This window comes from Fulvivirga maritima (genome assembly GCF_021389955.1).
Classification (GTDB): domain Bacteria; phylum Bacteroidota; class Bacteroidia; order Cytophagales; family Cyclobacteriaceae; genus Fulvivirga; species Fulvivirga maritima.
This window is the reverse complement of sequence record NZ_CP089980.1, coordinates 749,095-763,392: the sequence shown is the minus strand read 5'-3', so window position 1 is coordinate 763,392 and position 14,298 is coordinate 749,095. Positions and strand designations below refer to the sequence as shown.

Here is a 14,298-nt window from a genome sequence, read left to right as displayed (position 1 = left end):
TAGTACTAAGTATATAGTTGATGAAAGAATAGTAGCGGGTAGCGAGTAAATGTTTATGACTTACTACTAAAACTCACTACTACTAAAAACTCAAACCCTTCTGTTGGGGAGTAGCGGAGGCGCGTCTCCTTTAAAAGGATTAAACCTGCTTATCGTTTTAGCTTCTATACCGGCAGCTCTTATCACTGTACGGTCACCGTGTTTATCTCTGATCTTGTCCATGGCCTGGTACAGGCTGATCATTTCTAAAGAGTCTTCAAATAGGTTGATCTGGTAAGTGCCGTTAACCAAATGACTGAATTTTACACCTATAAGCCTTACTAGTAGTCTTTTGTCATAGGCTCGGTTAAATAGCTCCAATACTTTTGGAATGAGCACATGATCGGCCGAGGTATACGGTATTTTTGACTGTAGGGTGTAGGTGTTAAAATCTGAATATCGGATTTTTACCGTAACACAAGCAGTGAGCTTTTGCCCTCTTCTCAGCTGGAAAGCCAGGTTTTCGGCCATAGCCAGCATAATGGCTTTAAGCTTTACTACGTCTATAGTGTCTCTGTCAAAGGTTCGCTCTGTGGAGATAGATTTTCTTTCTGAGTAAGGGATTACCGGGGAGGGATCTATGCCATTGGCCTTTTTCCACATGGTAATGCCATTTTTATCAAAAGCTTTTTCCATGAGCTCCATAGGCGTTTCCTGAATGGTATGGATGTGTTTTATCCCCAGATTGCATAGCGCCATGTAGGTCTTGTCTCCTATCATGGGTATTTTTTTAACTGAAAGAGGAGCCAGGAAATTCTTTTCTAAGCCATAGTCTATTTTTATCTGATTGTTGGGCTTGGCTTCTCCCGTAGCTATTTTTGATACCGTCTTATTTTGGGAAAGCCCAAAAGAGATAGGAAGTCCTGTGTTATGTATGATTTTGGTACGCAGCTCACTGGCCATTTTGTAATTACCAAAAAAACGATCCATGCCCGACATGTCTACATAAAACTCATCAATAGAGGTTTTTTCAAAAAGCGGCACCTGCTCTCTTATAATTTCAGTTACCTCGCTTGACTTGGCGCTGTAAGTGGCAGAGTTGCCCTTGATCACTATTGCTTCAGGGCATAGTTCGCGAGCCAGCTTCATGGGCATGGCAGAATGGATGCCAAACTGCCGCGCTTCATAGCTGCAAGAGGCCACTACTCCTCGATCAGTTACACCACCTATAAGTATGGGCTTATTGTTGAGCCGACTGTCCAACAGTCTCTCGCAAGACACAAAAAAAGTGTCTAAATCCAGGTGTAATATTGATCGTGAAACCATAACACAATATTACTAAATATTTTAGTATTTACTAACTTAAGTAGGTGTAAAATATGCGTTTATAAAAATATAGGTGATAATGGTAAGGAAGATAATAGCAAAAATGTTAATTAGGATTCCTGCCTTCATCATCTCTTTCATTTTTATATGACCGCTGGCAAATACAATGGCGTTTGGAGGTGTAGAAATAGGCATCATAAACGCACAGCTTGAGGCTAGGGTAGAAGGCACTACCAGCAGTAGTGGGTTAATGCCCAGACCCTGAGCAATACCTATGGCTACGGGTATGAAAATGGTAACTAGAGCCACATTACTCATTATTTCAGTAAGAAAGAGCACCATTCCGGTAGTGATACCTATCAGGAGAAAGTGATTTACATCTTTATAGTTACTCATATACTCTCCTACAGCTTCTATTACACCTACCTTTTCTAGGCCTCTGGCCAGGCACATGCCGCCACCAAAGAGTATAAGTATGCCCCAAGGCAACTTTTTAGTGTCATCCCATTTCAGGAGGAAGCCCGCCTTTTTTATGTCAGCAGGAATAATGAACATGAGTAGGCCGCCTATCATGGCGGTTATAGTATCCGATAGCAGGGGTGCACCAATTAAATTATTGATTTGATTTTTAAAGATCCAGCCCAGGGCGGTAAGGGCAAATATGGTAAGCACCATTTTTTCTTCTTTAGAGGTTTTACCCAGTTCCTCGAGCTTATTTTTGATAAGCACTTCTGAACCCTCAATTTTTTTGAGGTTATTAGGGTACAGCACTCTGGTAATGAGAAAGTAAGTGACCAGCAGCAGCCCAATGCCGGTAGGGAGGCCTATGATAAACCATTGGCTAAAAGCCATTTGATAATGTAAAATTTCGTTTAGGTAGCCCGTCATTACTACATTTGGGGGAGTGCCTATGAGCGTAATAGTGCCGCCTATATTAGCTGAGTAGGCAATAATGAGCATAAGAGATAAGGCGAATTTTTTCTGAGACTGCCCCATTTTAAGGTTGCTTTCACCTAGAAGGTTAACTACAGAAGAGGCTACTGGCAGCATCATTACAGCAGTGGCTGTATTGCTAATCCACATGCTGAGCAGGGCGGTGGCCAGCATGAAGCCCAGAATAATACCATTGCCACTTGTGCCGGTGATTTTCACCAGGTTCAGGGCTATCCTTAAGTGGAGGTTGTGCTTTTCCATAGCCAGGGCAATCATAAAGCCACCCATAAATAGAAAAATAATAGAGCTGGCATAGGGTGCTGTGGCTTCACTGATTTTGAAAATATTGAGAAGGGGAAGCAAAACCATAGGGAGCAAAGCCGTAACAGCTATGGGTGTAGCTTCTGATATCCACCAGGAGACCATCCAGATGGCTACGGCCAGCACCCGCCATATTTCAGGAGTTAAGTAGGCAGAGTTTTGGCAGAGCAATAATATTGAAAATAATAAAGGACCTAATACAAGGAATAGTAGACGTATTTTTTTCATGAGATTAGCTTACATGTAAGGGGATACAGTAAATAACGTGATTTTATTAAAATAATGCCATGTTTTACTTTGGATGAGAATTATAAAAAAAGTTAAATATTGCGTCTCATTTGTGAGACATTCGTTTATATTTACATCAAGTTTATGGGTACGGATACTAAACAAAATATTATAGATGCAGCTATCTTCATTTTTAATGAAGATTTTTCAGCTCCTTTAGAGAAGGTGGCTATTCATGCGGGAGTTACCCGTAGAACGCTTCATCGGTATTTTAGGGATAGAAATGAGTTGCTGCACGCATGCATGAATGAGATGCAACTGCGCTGTAAACAAGGAATGGAAGAGGCTGAAAATAGTTCTGATGAGCCTGTAGTGCAGCTGGAGCATATGCTTTATGCAGCGGTGAGCTGTGGTGAAAAATATGCCTTTTTATATAAGCTGCATAACCACCATGACCATAAGCACTCTAGTAATAATGAAGAGTGCAGGCAATATGATAGTACCTTTAGCAGGATCATGAGGGTAATTCAAAAGCTTAAAGATGCGAACAAGCTTAGTGAACACCTCACCCAAGATTGGATCATTATTTTATTTAACGGAATAGTGAATAGCTCAGTTAATTCACTTCATATTAAGAATATGGAATATCAGAGTGTGAAAAAACAGGCCTGGTACTCTTTAAAGAAGGCAATTTTGGAATAAAAAAATTTGGATAATTATGTCTCATTTTTGAGACATTAAAAGTAAGTGTAATGGAAAAAGAAACTACATATGACGTTATAGTTATTGGAGGTAGCTATGCCGGGCTATCTGCTGCTATGAGTTTGGGCAGGGCATCTATGCGAACTTTGATTATAGATGCAGGCCAACCTTGTAATAGGCAAACGCCCTATTCACATAATTTTATCACTCATGATGGCACGCCTCCTGCGGAAATATCACAGCTAGCCCGTAAGCAGGTACTGAAGTATGATTCGGTAACTTTTCAGGAAGATATAGCTGTTTCAGGAAGGCAGATAGAGGCTGGGTTTGAAATTACTACAGAAAAAGGAGGTATATATAGAGCGAGTAAGCTGGTAATAGCTACCGGAATGAAAGATATAATGCCAGAAATCAAAGGCTTTAAAGACTGTTGGGGGATTTCAGTAATTCATTGTCCGTATTGCCATGGTTATGAGTATAAAGGAAGTAAAACAGGTCTTTTTATGAATGGGGAGAAGGCTATTGAGCATGCTCTTTTTATTAATCATTGGGCAGGAGAGTTAACGTTATTTACCAATGGCACGACTGACCTGCCAGAAGCGGGTATTCAAAAGCTTAAAGAAAATAATATTGCCATTGTTGATACAAAAATAACAGAGCTGCTACATCATGATGGTAAGCTTCAACATTTGCAGTTGGCTGATGGACAGACTGTGGAGCTGGAAGCTCTTTATGCAGCTTTACCTATGGAGCAGCAATCTACTATTCCGGAAATGCTCAATTGTAATTTCTCTGAGAGCGGACATATTGCTGTGAATGATTTTAAGCAGACCAGCGTAGCAGGAGTATTTGCCGCTGGCGATAATAGTAGCCCCATGCGTTCGGTGGCTAATGCGGTGGCTGCAGGTAATTTTGCAGGGGCTTTCATCAGTAAAGAAATCATTGCAGAGAGATACTCAAAATAATAGATTAGGCAGATGCCTGAAATTATCAGATTAAGTTTCAGGAATCTGCTTTTATGTTTTCATAATTCCATTGGTCGGGAATTCTTTCTAACACGCCTTTTCCGTATAGATTATATTGCTTTAGCTTGTCCATATGCACATAGCCTATATGGCAGCCGCAAGTATTGTTGCTGCATGGTCTTTGATAAAGCGAATCTTCAAAATCAGCATCATAAATATTACCTATGCGCTGCTTTATGAAATGGCATCGGGTCATGTTCCCTTCTCCGTCTACAGAAAATACAGAATGCCCGGCCATACATGCTTCTCCCACACTTTTATGATATACGGTATTGGTGCGGAAATGGGGGTCTGTTCGCTCTATTCTTAAAAAATCTTCTTCAGCATAATAATCAGGATCTTTTTTGTTAGCATTTACCCATAAGTAAACAGAGTTGGGGAGCAAAGACCGTAGTTTTTCCATCATATCTAGGTCTTCTTTAAAACCCACGAAGCCTACACTATAGCGTATATTCATGGCCTCAAGTTCTATGCATTTCTCTGCAAATTTCTCCAGACTGATCTGAGTAGGATGGTAAGTAGCCCACAGTGCAAAAGTTTCTTTGTTTACTTTTTCCATCCATTGGGTAGGGCAGCTGAGGTTCGTTTGTATAGCTACTTTGCTTATATTTTTAGCCCAACTCAGCTCAGTCATGGCCTGCTGGTAGTGCTTACGAATGAGTCCTTCTCCCCAAGGGGTAAATAATATGCCTATCCACTCTTTTCTGTTGATGGCCCATTGCGTAAAGCGGTCTAGCTCAGCTTTGTCTTGAGCGAGTTCTTCCCTGGTATTTTTAGTTTTAGCAAAAGGGCAATAGTCGCAGCCATAATTGCAGCTGGAAAGAGAGCCTCGGTATAAAATGGACCAGCGCTTACTCATACTAAAGAATAGGATTCAGATTTTTGAATAGTGTTTTCAGAATAAAGCCATGGTCCTATGATGTCTTCGTGTTCATGCCCTTCTTCATTTAAATAGATGCCTGTAGCATTATCCTGGCAGAAACCAAGATCAAAAAGCTGAGCTAATTCAGGGAAGTCGCTCATGACTTTTGAGTTGAAAAAGGCCTGATATCTGGCATAAGAAAGGCCTGACCCTTCGCATAATGACTTGATGATATATCGCCTTTTTTGTTCTTCATCATTCAAAATAACACCATAAGGCACCTGATTAAAATCCTGAGCGGTCATTTGATTGAAATTTTGAATGATAGGCTTTATGCTTTTGCTTCCCACAGCATATTCAGAGCTGTAATGCAGATTTTTAGTATATGACCGGGCACCTACTCCAAGGCCTACCATTCCATTTTCCTGAGCATGATATTCAGGTTGATCTGCAAGTGCGCTGTTTTTTCTTTTGAAAAGGCGCATGCTTTTTTGCTCATAGCCATTTGCCTGCAGGTAATCACGGCCAATGCGATATAACCTAATTCTGAAGTCAGTCCACTCCTGGTGGCTGCTTTTTTTGCCTAAGCCAGTTAAAGGTCTTACGTAAAGAGGGTAAAGAAAAATTTCTTCTGGCTGATAACTGACCGTGGTCTCTAATGAGTACTTCCAGCTATCAGGTGTTTGGTTTTGCACTCCGTAGATCAGGTCAAGGTTAGTGATGGGGAAATTAAACCGCTGTAATAATTCAATGGCATGCATCAAATCTTTGGGACTTTGCGGACGCCCTAAGGCTTTTGTTTCTTCTTCAATGAAGCTCTGTACTCCCATGCTGAGCCTGGTTACTCCAGATTCTTTTAAAAAGGCCAATTTCTCTTCCGTTAATGTTTTAGGAGAGGCTTCTACCATGGTCGGGATCTGTTCAGGTGCCAGATTCCAGTCTTTTTTAAGAATAGAAAAAAGGGCTTCTAATTCTTCCAGGCTGAGGTAAGTGGGGGTTCCACCTCCTAAAGCTGCTCGGGCTACTTTAAAGTCCCCCAGGGCCTGAGCGGTTACTTCTGACTGGATTTTCAGCTGTTCTATAAACGGATTATAAAGGCCTTCTTTAGGATTGGCAACAGTAAAAAGGTTGCAGAACCCACAGCGCATTTCGCAAAAGGGTACATGTAAATATAAAAACAAGGCCGATTTATCCTCATTTTGCCATACTTCTTGCATAGAATATGGCTTCTCAAAAGCTCGATAGGCCGTTTTATGAGGATAGGAGTAAGCATATCCCTGAAAATAGTCTGCTGTTGCTATTCTTTCTTTTAAACTCTTTGTTGAAAGCATATATCTTTATTTTGCCTTTTTCTACTTCACTAAAAACTCTGCATAAGGAACTTCCCACACATGCTTATGAGCCAATCTGTGGCCGGTATAACCCTCTTCTCCATAAGTGGTGCCGTGGTCAGAACAGAAAATACAAAAAGTTTCTCCTCTTTGCTTTAATGATGAAAAAAGGAGTGGAAGTTGGCTGTCTACATATTTTAAAGCCGCTGCATGAGAGGCTTTGGTATCTTCTTCAGTATCGGTTAAATAAAAATGGTTAGGCTGGTGGATGGCAGAGATATTGATGAACAAGAAAAAATGTTGATCATCACTTAAGTGAGAAAGGCAATCAGCTGCTTTTTTAAACTGATTTTCAGTAGAAGAAGGATCAGTAACGCCAAAGCTTGTTTGCCAGTGGCTCTCCTGAAACATGCCAGGAAACTGCTGACTCAGTGCTGTTTGTTTGTTGAAAAAACCGACTCCACCTATGCAAATGGTATGATAACCAGCCTCTTCTAATCCCATAACAATATTAGGTGTTTCAAAGACATAGGTGCCTTGTGTAGCGGTTTCACTACCTGCAAATTTGGCCGCAAATAGGCGAGGAGCTTTAGGGTTATCAGCTGGAGTGGGTAGAAAGCCGGCAAAGAAGGCATGGTGAGAAGCGTAGGTAAAGCTTCCGGGAGCATGCCGTTTTTCCCAGCCTGAAGCAGGGAGCATCTTGGCCAGATTAGGCGTTTCTCCATCTAAAAATAGTTGCTGAGCTACATCATAGCGCAAGGTGTCCAGCGTAATCAGCACTATCGATTTTTTACCCACTATTTCCGTTCCCTCAAACATGCTTTAGGCTTTAATATGCTCTTTTAATTCTATAGGATGGCTCACTCTTAGATCTACAAAAGGAGGTGTTGAGCTCTGCGATTTACTATTATGAACCCAGCAGACTTGCATTCCCAGCCGCTTGGCCGGATAAAGGTCTATATATAATTGATCTCCTACCATCATCACTTTTTCCGCAGGCAAATGTAGGTCATTTAGTACATTTTCGAATCCCTGTAAGCCGGGTTTTGAATATCCGGTGGCCTCAGAAATATAAATATCTGCATTGCTAAAGAAACGGTGTAGCTCCGCATTGATGATTTTTTGCTGTTGATTTTTAACACCTCCGTTGGTCAGTAGCTTTAAAGTGATGGCGGAGGAAGAAAGATGCTCTAATAGTTCGATGACCTTAACATCAGGCGAGATATGGCTGGCAATGTTGGTTTGAAGGTATTGCCAAAGCTCTTCTTTAGTGGAGTCTAATTGATGAGCGCTAATAAACCAGTCGCAGAAGTCTAGCCGGTTAGCATGGCCTTCCTGGTCCTGAATCATTACTTCTTCCCAATCAATGGTTATTGATTCGTAGCCGTTATTAGACAGGTAATCTTTTATACATGCCTGAAAGGCGCGATCTCTATTAATTAAAGTGTTATCTAAGTCGAATATTATAGCTTGAGTATGCGTCATTCTATTTTTTTTCTTGTAACAAATAGCTCACCGTGGCTTCATAAGTATTTTCATTTCCATGTAAAATACGAGGTAAAAGGTCACCGAAAGCATTAGCTTCTATAATCATGGGCTTATCCAGTTTAGGAGGGAGCAAAATATCTAACCCTATTAGCCTGGCATCATTAAAAGTATGAGCTGTTTTTCTGGCTAGAGTCATTATATTTTTCCATTGTTCATCGCTCATGGATTGTTTGAGGTAGCTAAGATCGCCTCTGGCATTGCCCAGGTGCAAATTGGTGATAGGGGAGCGGCTTTGCCTCATAACCATATGCGTAGGCTCCCCTCCAATGGTAACGCAGCGTAAGTCGAAAAAGCCGCCCGACTGGCTGGCTTTGGGAATCCACTGCTCTGCATAAATGCGTTCTTTAGCTAAGATGTTTATTATGGTTCTGATTTCTTTATAGTCAGTATATCTCCTTATTTTTAATGAATTGTAGAGTTTGACACTATCTCCTTCATTAACCAATTCTACGGAAGTAGTGAGCATCTCCTGGCCTTTTTTATTTTTTCTGTAAGCCAAAACACCTGCCCCACTAGAGCCATGCGCTAATTTTATAAACACCTGCTGATGTTTTTTTTGTTCCAGTACCTGGTGCAGGTGGTCATAATGCAGAATTTCATCTAAAAAAGCAGGAGTGGCAATAGCATTTTTACTAAGCATATGTTTAGATGCTATTTTGTCGAAGAACAACTCAATGCTGTCAATTGAGTTTACTAACCTCAGCCCAGGCTTATTTTTTAGTGCGAGTTCTATTTTGTGAAGCAATATTTTAAACCCAGCATACCATTGATGGCTGTAATAGATGCGTCCTTCATCATAAGGAAGCTGAAGGGCTTCATGCGCAGGAATGTGATTATACCTGCTTTCATCAGGAGCCAAAGCGAGTATTTGCTTATAAACCTTGAAGTTTTCTCCAGGAGAATCAATTTTAAGCCACCCGCTGTCAGGTAGAGTGTGTAATATTTCTGGGTTTTCTAAAAGGCTTTCATAAGAGATTATAAGCAAAGGAGGCAGTAACTTGTGGTTTACTGCCTCCTTTAAAAACTGGCTTCTTCGGTTTTCTGGGTTGCCGATGAGTACCAGCTGCATATTATTCGCTTACTTCTACATATCTACCATACTCTTCTTCCTCTTGCTGGTCACCTACGTTAACCTCTACAGGAAGAGCACTTATTTTTTCAGTCATTTTAGAAGACATATAGTGGAATCTGAGATTCAAAAACTTAAGGTTCTCTATTTTTTTGTTGGCTAATAAAGCGGCAGCACCCTCATCTCCCAGCGTACCTCTGGATAAATCCAAAGTAGAGATAATATCAAGTACTGAAGCGTCTTTTAAGGCCACTGCTATTTGATCAGTGATATCACAATCACACAAGCCTAAATACTCTAGTTTAGGGAATTTGTCTTTAGAGAAAAATGGCTTAAAGGTATTAATATTACCATCCCAACCATAATTTTCATCACCAGTCCAGATTTCAAAATGCTTAAGGTTAGGAAGCTCAGCTTTCGCTAACTCATCAATGCTGCCAGCCCCCAGCCCTCCGGTTTCTACTATCAGAGTTTCTAAAGCATCATGCTTTAATTCTCCAAAAGAAAGGCCGTTTCCTCCTCTTACTTTGAAATATTTAAGCTCAGGATAAGCTTTAAATATTGAGTTTACATCAGCGTTTTCTATCCAGGAGATTTCACATTCTTCATAAGTAATATCTCCAAGAAAGATGTATTTAAGGTTAGGTAGTTTGTCCTTATTTTCTACTAAAGCATCAACTGGGAAATTAGACTCTTCGGGCTCTGATACATCTCCAAACCAGTTACCTAAAATGATTTCTTCTACTTGCTGAGCATTCGGGTCTTCACAAAACTGCTTTATCAATGAGCCAAAAGTTACTTCACTATCATAATCTATACGAATACGATAGGCTTTGTCTGGGCTAATTGTTCCTTCAAAATCAACAACGGGCTTGTTATTGAATGATGATGCGTTTTCACTAATCATTATTGCTTTCTAAGTTTTTCTGTTTCAAAATAAATATGTGGCTAATTTCCTGATATTTATGAAAAAGAAAAAGGAAGAAAGAAATTTAATAAGTCTTATTTTCAGGAAGTTACCTGCAGTAATTCACGCGCACTTTGGAAGGCCGTTTCTGACGGTTTGTCTCCACCTATCATTTTGGCTATTTCAGATATTCTTTCCTCTTCATCTAAAGCTTTAATTTTACTAATGGCCTTATCAGAAGTATTATCTTTAAATACAAAATAATGCTTGCTGCCTTTGGCGGCTACCTGAGGCAAGTGGCTAATGGTAATCACCTGGTGGTTCTCGGCCATTCTCTTCATCATATCACCTAGCTTTAATGCTATTTCTCCAGAAACTCCGGTGTCTATCTCATCAAAAATGATGGTAGGCATAGATATTTTATCTGCCAGGATGTATTTCACGCAAAACATGAGCCTTGAAAATTCACCTCCTGAGGCAGATTTGGAGAGCTCCTGTGGCGCTATACCTTTGTTAGCACTGAATAGAATATTAACCTGATCTATACCATGATCTCCCAGTGCTACCACTTCATTAGTGATATTTATAGAAGCATCAGGAATGCCGACCTGAGCTAGTAATGTTTTAAGTTCCTTTTCCAGAGCAGTGAAGACCTTTTGCCTTTTTTGACTTAAGGCTTCCGCTTCTTTTTGGGCTGCTTCCTGGTATTGTTTTACCTCAGCTTCTGCACTTTGAATCTCATCATCCAGGTTATTAAACCTATTGGCTTTGCTTTCTAAATCAGCCTGTATTTCTAACAGTTCGCTAATGCCGCTTACCTGATGTTTTTGTTGTAGTGAGTAAATGAGGCTAAGCCTTTCTTGTGTAATTTGGATCTCCTCAGGATCAAACTCTACTGAGTCTTCTTCCTTTTCAATCTCGTTTATGATGTCCTTGAGCTCTATAAATGTGCTTTCGAGTCTTTCAGATATTGATTCATAGCTTTTGGCGTATGTTTTTAGCTGACTAACCAGCGTTTTAGCTTGCTGCAAACCACTAATGGCAGCGAACTCCCCGTCAGAAAGGGTGGCTAATGATTCGTTGAGCTTGGTCTTGATCTCTTCAGCATGCTCCATCACCTCTAATGATGCTTCAAGCTCTTCCTGCTCTCCAGCTTTGAGCTCTGCTTTTGTGAGTTCAGAGAGTAAGAAGTTATTAAAATCCGCTTCTTTACCTACTTCAGCATTTTCCTTCTTTAGCGCTTCCAGCTTTTGAAGAGCCTTTTTATAGGCTTGGAATTTACTTCTGTAAGCTTGTCTTAGTGCGGTGGTTCCTGCATAAGCATCTACAAAGGCAAGCTGGTAATTATGTTTGCCTAAATGTAGTGTCTCGTGCTGAGAGTGCACATCCATAAGCCTGGTGCTGAGCTTTTTGAGTATGTCTAGCGTTACAGGTGTATCATTAATAAACGCACGTGACTTGCCAGAAGGGCTTATTTCTCTTCTGAAAATGGACAGAGGGGCATAATCAAGGTCTTCTTCATCAAAAAGTTTTTCTAGTTGATATTCTTTGATATCAAATTGGCCTTCGATTATACATTTACTACTTTCATCTAATAATGATTTGGTATCAGCTCTGTTACCAAGCAATAATCCTACGGCTCCTAACATAATAGACTTACCAGCACCGGTTTCTCCTGTGATGATATTCAGATTAGCTGAAGGGTCTATCTCCAGATGTTGAATAAGAGCGTAATTTTTAATTAATAGATGTTTGAGCATTTAAGCTTTAATGTCTAGAATGATTTCTGATATTTCTTTAGTGTCTACTTTGTGCTTTTGCTGTTTCATATCTTCTACCTTTATTTGGTCGGCAGAGTGTTCTATCAGCTTTACAAAGATGACTCTTCTATTGTTTAGTACAATATTAGCTTTTTTACCAGAAATTTCAGACCATTTTTCAGAGATGAGGTCTGGAGATAGGCGTAGTTGTCTTTTAGCCATTTATTTAATCATTTGTTCGTAAGAACTACTCTTGGAAGGATCAATGTTAGAAAGTGCATCAAAAGCCTCTCTGCGTGTTTGTATATTGCCTTCCGAAAAAATATTGATCAGCTCATCTGACTTAGCATCTAGAAAAGCGATAATCAGAATGGAGTTAGGGTAGGCGGTGCGTGTTTTTCTTATGTTTTTCAGTACTTCTACTATCTTCTTGCGGCTTTGTTCTTTATCCTGTTCAAAGGTATCAAGAGCCTGCCTGTGATAATCGTAGTATCCTTGTCTTACAGGAGAAAGCTGTGAGTTGGTTAAATTTTCGATCAGCCAATAACGGTTTCTAGTACTTCCCATAGCGTCCCACCCAGGTCTGTTAGACTGCTGCGCGTTAGTAGCTACGTTTAAAGCTTTTTGGAAATAAGGTGTACCACCCATAGGGCTGAAGGTATCATAATCCATGCCTATGATCAGGTAAGCGTAAAAAGCAAGTAGCGAAGTAAGGTTAGAGTTATAGATGTTGTCACTGAAATCTAGCGGCTGAGAGTCTACATATTCAAACGCCCAGTCTCTATCAGCAAAGTTAAGCACGATAGACTCGTAATTAGAATTATAAACAGGGCGAGCAGATTGTACCTGTACAGTAGCCTGGTAGCTGCCTATGGTAGTAGGATTTTGCAAGGTGATAATGAGGTTGCATTTTATCCTTTCAAAGCTCTCATAGGTGTTATCTGTCCATGTGCGTGAGTTCATAAACTGCGAAAGTGCATTCTCCATATCCTCAAAAATTCTGCGGTCAGAGGTTTGTACCTGATCAGAATTAATGGTGACCTTGCAGTTTAGCTCCTGAGCTACACTTAGATAAGAAATAAAAACAAAGGCTATAGTTATTATTCGATACATTCGATAATGGCGTTGACAATGTCCTGGGCTACACTTCTTTTATCTTTTAACTCAAAATCACGGACATTATTTTGTCTGTCAATAATAGATATTTTATTGGTATTATGCCCGAAGCCAGCTCCTTTATCCTGAAGGGAATTAAGTACAATAAAATCGAAGTTCTTTTTCTCTCGTTTTTCTTGTGCGTTAGTCACTTCATTTTCTGTTTCCAAGGCAAAACCTACTGTAAACTGGCCATTTTTTTTCAATTTTCCCAAGGCTTTGGCAATATCATAAGTTTTTACCAGGTCTATGGACAGATGGTCAGAACTCTTCTTTATTTTTTGAGTGGCTTGCTTGGCCGGCTTGTAATCAGCTACAGCTGCAGCTAATACAGCTATGTCAGTTTCAGGATATTTCTCTATGCACGCATCATGCATTTCTTGTGCAGAGGTTACCCTGTGAAGGTGTATGTCTGCAGAAGATAATTGCTCGTGAGTAGGTCCGCTTATGAGGGTGACTTCTGCTCCAGCAGCGTGTAATGCTTCTGCTAAAGCATAGCCCATTTTTCCGCTAGAGTGATTACCTATAAAGCGAACAGGATCTATGGCTTCATAAGTAGGGCCTGCGGTAACTAGCGCTTTTTTACCCGTTAGAGGCTTTTTTGCACCTAGTTCTTGCTTAAGTATAGATACTATATTTTCAGGTTCTTCCATACGGCCTGTACCTACCAGTCCGCTGGCTAGTTCGCCGTGTTGGGCTTCTATGATCTTATTGCCATATTCTATCAGCTTGGCTATGTTCGCCTGTACAGCAGGATGCTTGTGCATGTCCAGATCCATAGCAGGAGCCACATAAACGGGGCATTTGGCAGATAAGTAGGTGGCAAGTAGTAGGTTGTCGCACAGCCCGTTAGCCATTTTTCCTATGGTGTTGGCACTGGCCGGAGCCATGATCATAGCATCAGCCCATAACCCCAATTCTACATGATTATTCCATTCGCCAGCGCTGTTTTTAGTAAAACTTGAGAGTACCGGGTTCTTGGATAAGGTAGCTAAAGTAAGAGGGGTAATAAACTCAGAAGCAGAGGAAGAAATAATAATCTTCACCTCTGCTCCTGATTTTACTAAAAGCCTTGTAAGTGTGGCTGCTTTATAGGCGGCTATGCTTCCGGATATTCCGAGTATGATTTTCTTACCCTGGAGCATTTAGCTG

14 protein-coding genes are annotated in these 14,298 nt (G+C 40.5%); 2 read left to right on the top strand and 12 right to left on the bottom strand.

What is annotated here, in order from left to right:
- Positions 1-90: 90 nt before the first annotated feature.
- Both dinB and LVD15_RS03205 read right to left on the bottom strand, forming a co-directional pair.
- Entirely contained in the window at positions 91-1,305 is a 1,215-nt protein-coding gene (gene dinB / locus LVD15_RS03210; RefSeq protein WP_233778846.1) for a DNA polymerase IV, read from the bottom strand.
- A gap of 36 nt (positions 1,306-1,341) precedes the next feature.
- Complete coding sequence (locus LVD15_RS03205; protein ID WP_233778845.1) at positions 1,342-2,787, bottom strand: SLC13 family permease; 1,446 nt, start codon at positions 2,785-2,787, stop codon at positions 1,342-1,344.
- Positions 2,788-2,931: 144 nt separating this feature from the next.
- On the opposite strand from LVD15_RS03205, the gene LVD15_RS03200 reads away from it, so the two are divergent.
- Positions 2,932-3,489 (top strand): TetR/AcrR family transcriptional regulator, encoded by a 558-nt coding sequence (locus LVD15_RS03200; protein ID WP_233778844.1) that lies wholly within the window; start codon positions 2,932-2,934, stop codon positions 3,487-3,489.
- A 50-nt stretch (positions 3,490-3,539) separates the two neighbouring features.
- Positions 3,540-4,454 (top strand): NAD(P)/FAD-dependent oxidoreductase, encoded by a 915-nt coding sequence (locus LVD15_RS03195; protein ID WP_233778843.1) that lies wholly within the window; start codon positions 3,540-3,542, stop codon positions 4,452-4,454.
- A 37-nt stretch (positions 4,455-4,491) separates the two neighbouring features.
- On the opposite strand, the gene LVD15_RS03190 is transcribed toward LVD15_RS03195, so the two are convergent.
- From LVD15_RS03190 to coaBC, 10 genes are all read right to left on the bottom strand, one after another.
- Entirely contained in the window at positions 4,492-5,373 is an 882-nt protein-coding gene (locus tag LVD15_RS03190; protein ID WP_233778842.1) for an STM4011 family radical SAM protein, read from the bottom strand.
- On the bottom strand, positions 5,370-6,707 hold the full coding sequence (locus tag LVD15_RS03185) for an STM4012 family radical SAM protein (protein ID WP_233778841.1): 1,338 nt from the start codon (positions 6,705-6,707) through the stop codon (positions 5,370-5,372). Before LVD15_RS03185 ends, LVD15_RS03190 begins: the two co-directional genes overlap by 4 nt.
- 21 nt (positions 6,708-6,728) lie before the next feature.
- Positions 6,729-7,526, bottom strand: a complete 798-nt coding sequence (locus LVD15_RS03180) for an STM4013/SEN3800 family hydrolase (protein ID WP_233778840.1) — start codon at positions 7,524-7,526, stop codon at positions 6,729-6,731.
- Positions 7,527-7,529: 3 nt separating this feature from the next.
- Positions 7,530-8,192 carry an HAD family hydrolase gene (locus LVD15_RS03175; protein WP_233778839.1) on the bottom strand — a complete coding sequence of 221 codons (663 nt, stop codon included), beginning with the start codon at positions 8,190-8,192 and terminating at the stop codon, positions 7,530-7,532.
- 1 nt (position 8,193) lies between these two features.
- Positions 8,194-9,324: an STM4014 family protein gene (locus LVD15_RS03170; protein WP_233778838.1), complete on the bottom strand. Its 1,131-nt coding sequence runs from the start codon at positions 9,322-9,324 to the stop codon at positions 8,194-8,196.
- 1 nt (position 9,325) lies between these two features.
- On the bottom strand, positions 9,326-10,231 hold the full coding sequence (locus LVD15_RS03165; protein WP_233778837.1) for an STM4015 family protein: 906 nt from the start codon (positions 10,229-10,231) through the stop codon (positions 9,326-9,328).
- 101 nt (positions 10,232-10,332) lie between these two features.
- Positions 10,333-11,991 (bottom strand): DNA repair protein RecN, encoded by a 1,659-nt coding sequence (recN, locus tag LVD15_RS03160; protein ID WP_233778836.1) that lies wholly within the window; start codon positions 11,989-11,991, stop codon positions 10,333-10,335.
- A complete protein-coding gene (locus LVD15_RS03155) occupies positions 11,992-12,213 on the bottom strand; it encodes a hypothetical protein (RefSeq protein WP_233778835.1) in 222 nt (73 codons plus the stop codon).
- Positions 12,214-13,104 (bottom strand): type IX secretion system protein PorD, encoded by an 891-nt coding sequence (gene porD / locus LVD15_RS03150; RefSeq protein WP_233778834.1) that lies wholly within the window; start codon positions 13,102-13,104, stop codon positions 12,214-12,216. It abuts the gene before it with no gap.
- Entirely contained in the window at positions 13,092-14,291 is a 1,200-nt protein-coding gene (coaBC, locus tag LVD15_RS03145) for a bifunctional phosphopantothenoylcysteine decarboxylase/phosphopantothenate--cysteine ligase CoaBC (protein ID WP_233778833.1), read from the bottom strand. The genes porD and coaBC overlap by 13 nt, the downstream gene beginning before the upstream one ends.
- Positions 14,292-14,298 lie beyond the last annotated feature (7 nt).

Coding starts and splice junctions, on each gene's coding strand:
- dinB (WP_233778846.1), bottom strand. CDS start 1,305: ATGGTTTCACGATCAATATTACACCTGGATTTAGACACTTTTTTTGTG.
- LVD15_RS03205 (WP_233778845.1), bottom strand. CDS start 2,787: ATGAAAAAAATACGTCTACTATTCCTTGTATTAGGTCCTTTATTATTT.
- LVD15_RS03200 (WP_233778844.1), top strand. CDS start 2,932: ATGGGTACGGATACTAAACAAAATATTATAGATGCAGCTATCTTCATT.
- LVD15_RS03195 (WP_233778843.1), top strand. CDS start 3,540: ATGGAAAAAGAAACTACATATGACGTTATAGTTATTGGAGGTAGCTAT.
- LVD15_RS03190 (WP_233778842.1), bottom strand. CDS start 5,373: ATGAGTAAGCGCTGGTCCATTTTATACCGAGGCTCTCTTTCCAGCTGC.
- LVD15_RS03185 (WP_233778841.1), bottom strand. CDS start 6,707: ATGCTTTCAACAAAGAGTTTAAAAGAAAGAATAGCAACAGCAGACTAT.
- LVD15_RS03180 (WP_233778840.1), bottom strand. CDS start 7,526: ATGTTTGAGGGAACGGAAATAGTGGGTAAAAAATCGATAGTGCTGATT.
- LVD15_RS03175 (WP_233778839.1), bottom strand. CDS start 8,192: ATGACGCATACTCAAGCTATAATATTCGACTTAGATAACACTTTAATT.
- LVD15_RS03170 (WP_233778838.1), bottom strand. CDS start 9,324: ATGCAGCTGGTACTCATCGGCAACCCAGAAAACCGAAGAAGCCAGTTT.
- LVD15_RS03165 (WP_233778837.1), bottom strand. CDS start 10,231: ATGATTAGTGAAAACGCATCATCATTCAATAACAAGCCCGTTGTTGAT.
- recN (WP_233778836.1), bottom strand. CDS start 11,991: ATGCTCAAACATCTATTAATTAAAAATTACGCTCTTATTCAACATCTG.
- LVD15_RS03155 (WP_233778835.1), bottom strand. CDS start 12,213: ATGGCTAAAAGACAACTACGCCTATCTCCAGACCTCATCTCTGAAAAA.
- porD (WP_233778834.1), bottom strand. CDS start 13,104: ATGTATCGAATAATAACTATAGCCTTTGTTTTTATTTCTTATCTAAGT.
- coaBC (WP_233778833.1), bottom strand. CDS start 14,291: ATGCTCCAGGGTAAGAAAATCATACTCGGAATATCCGGAAGCATAGCC.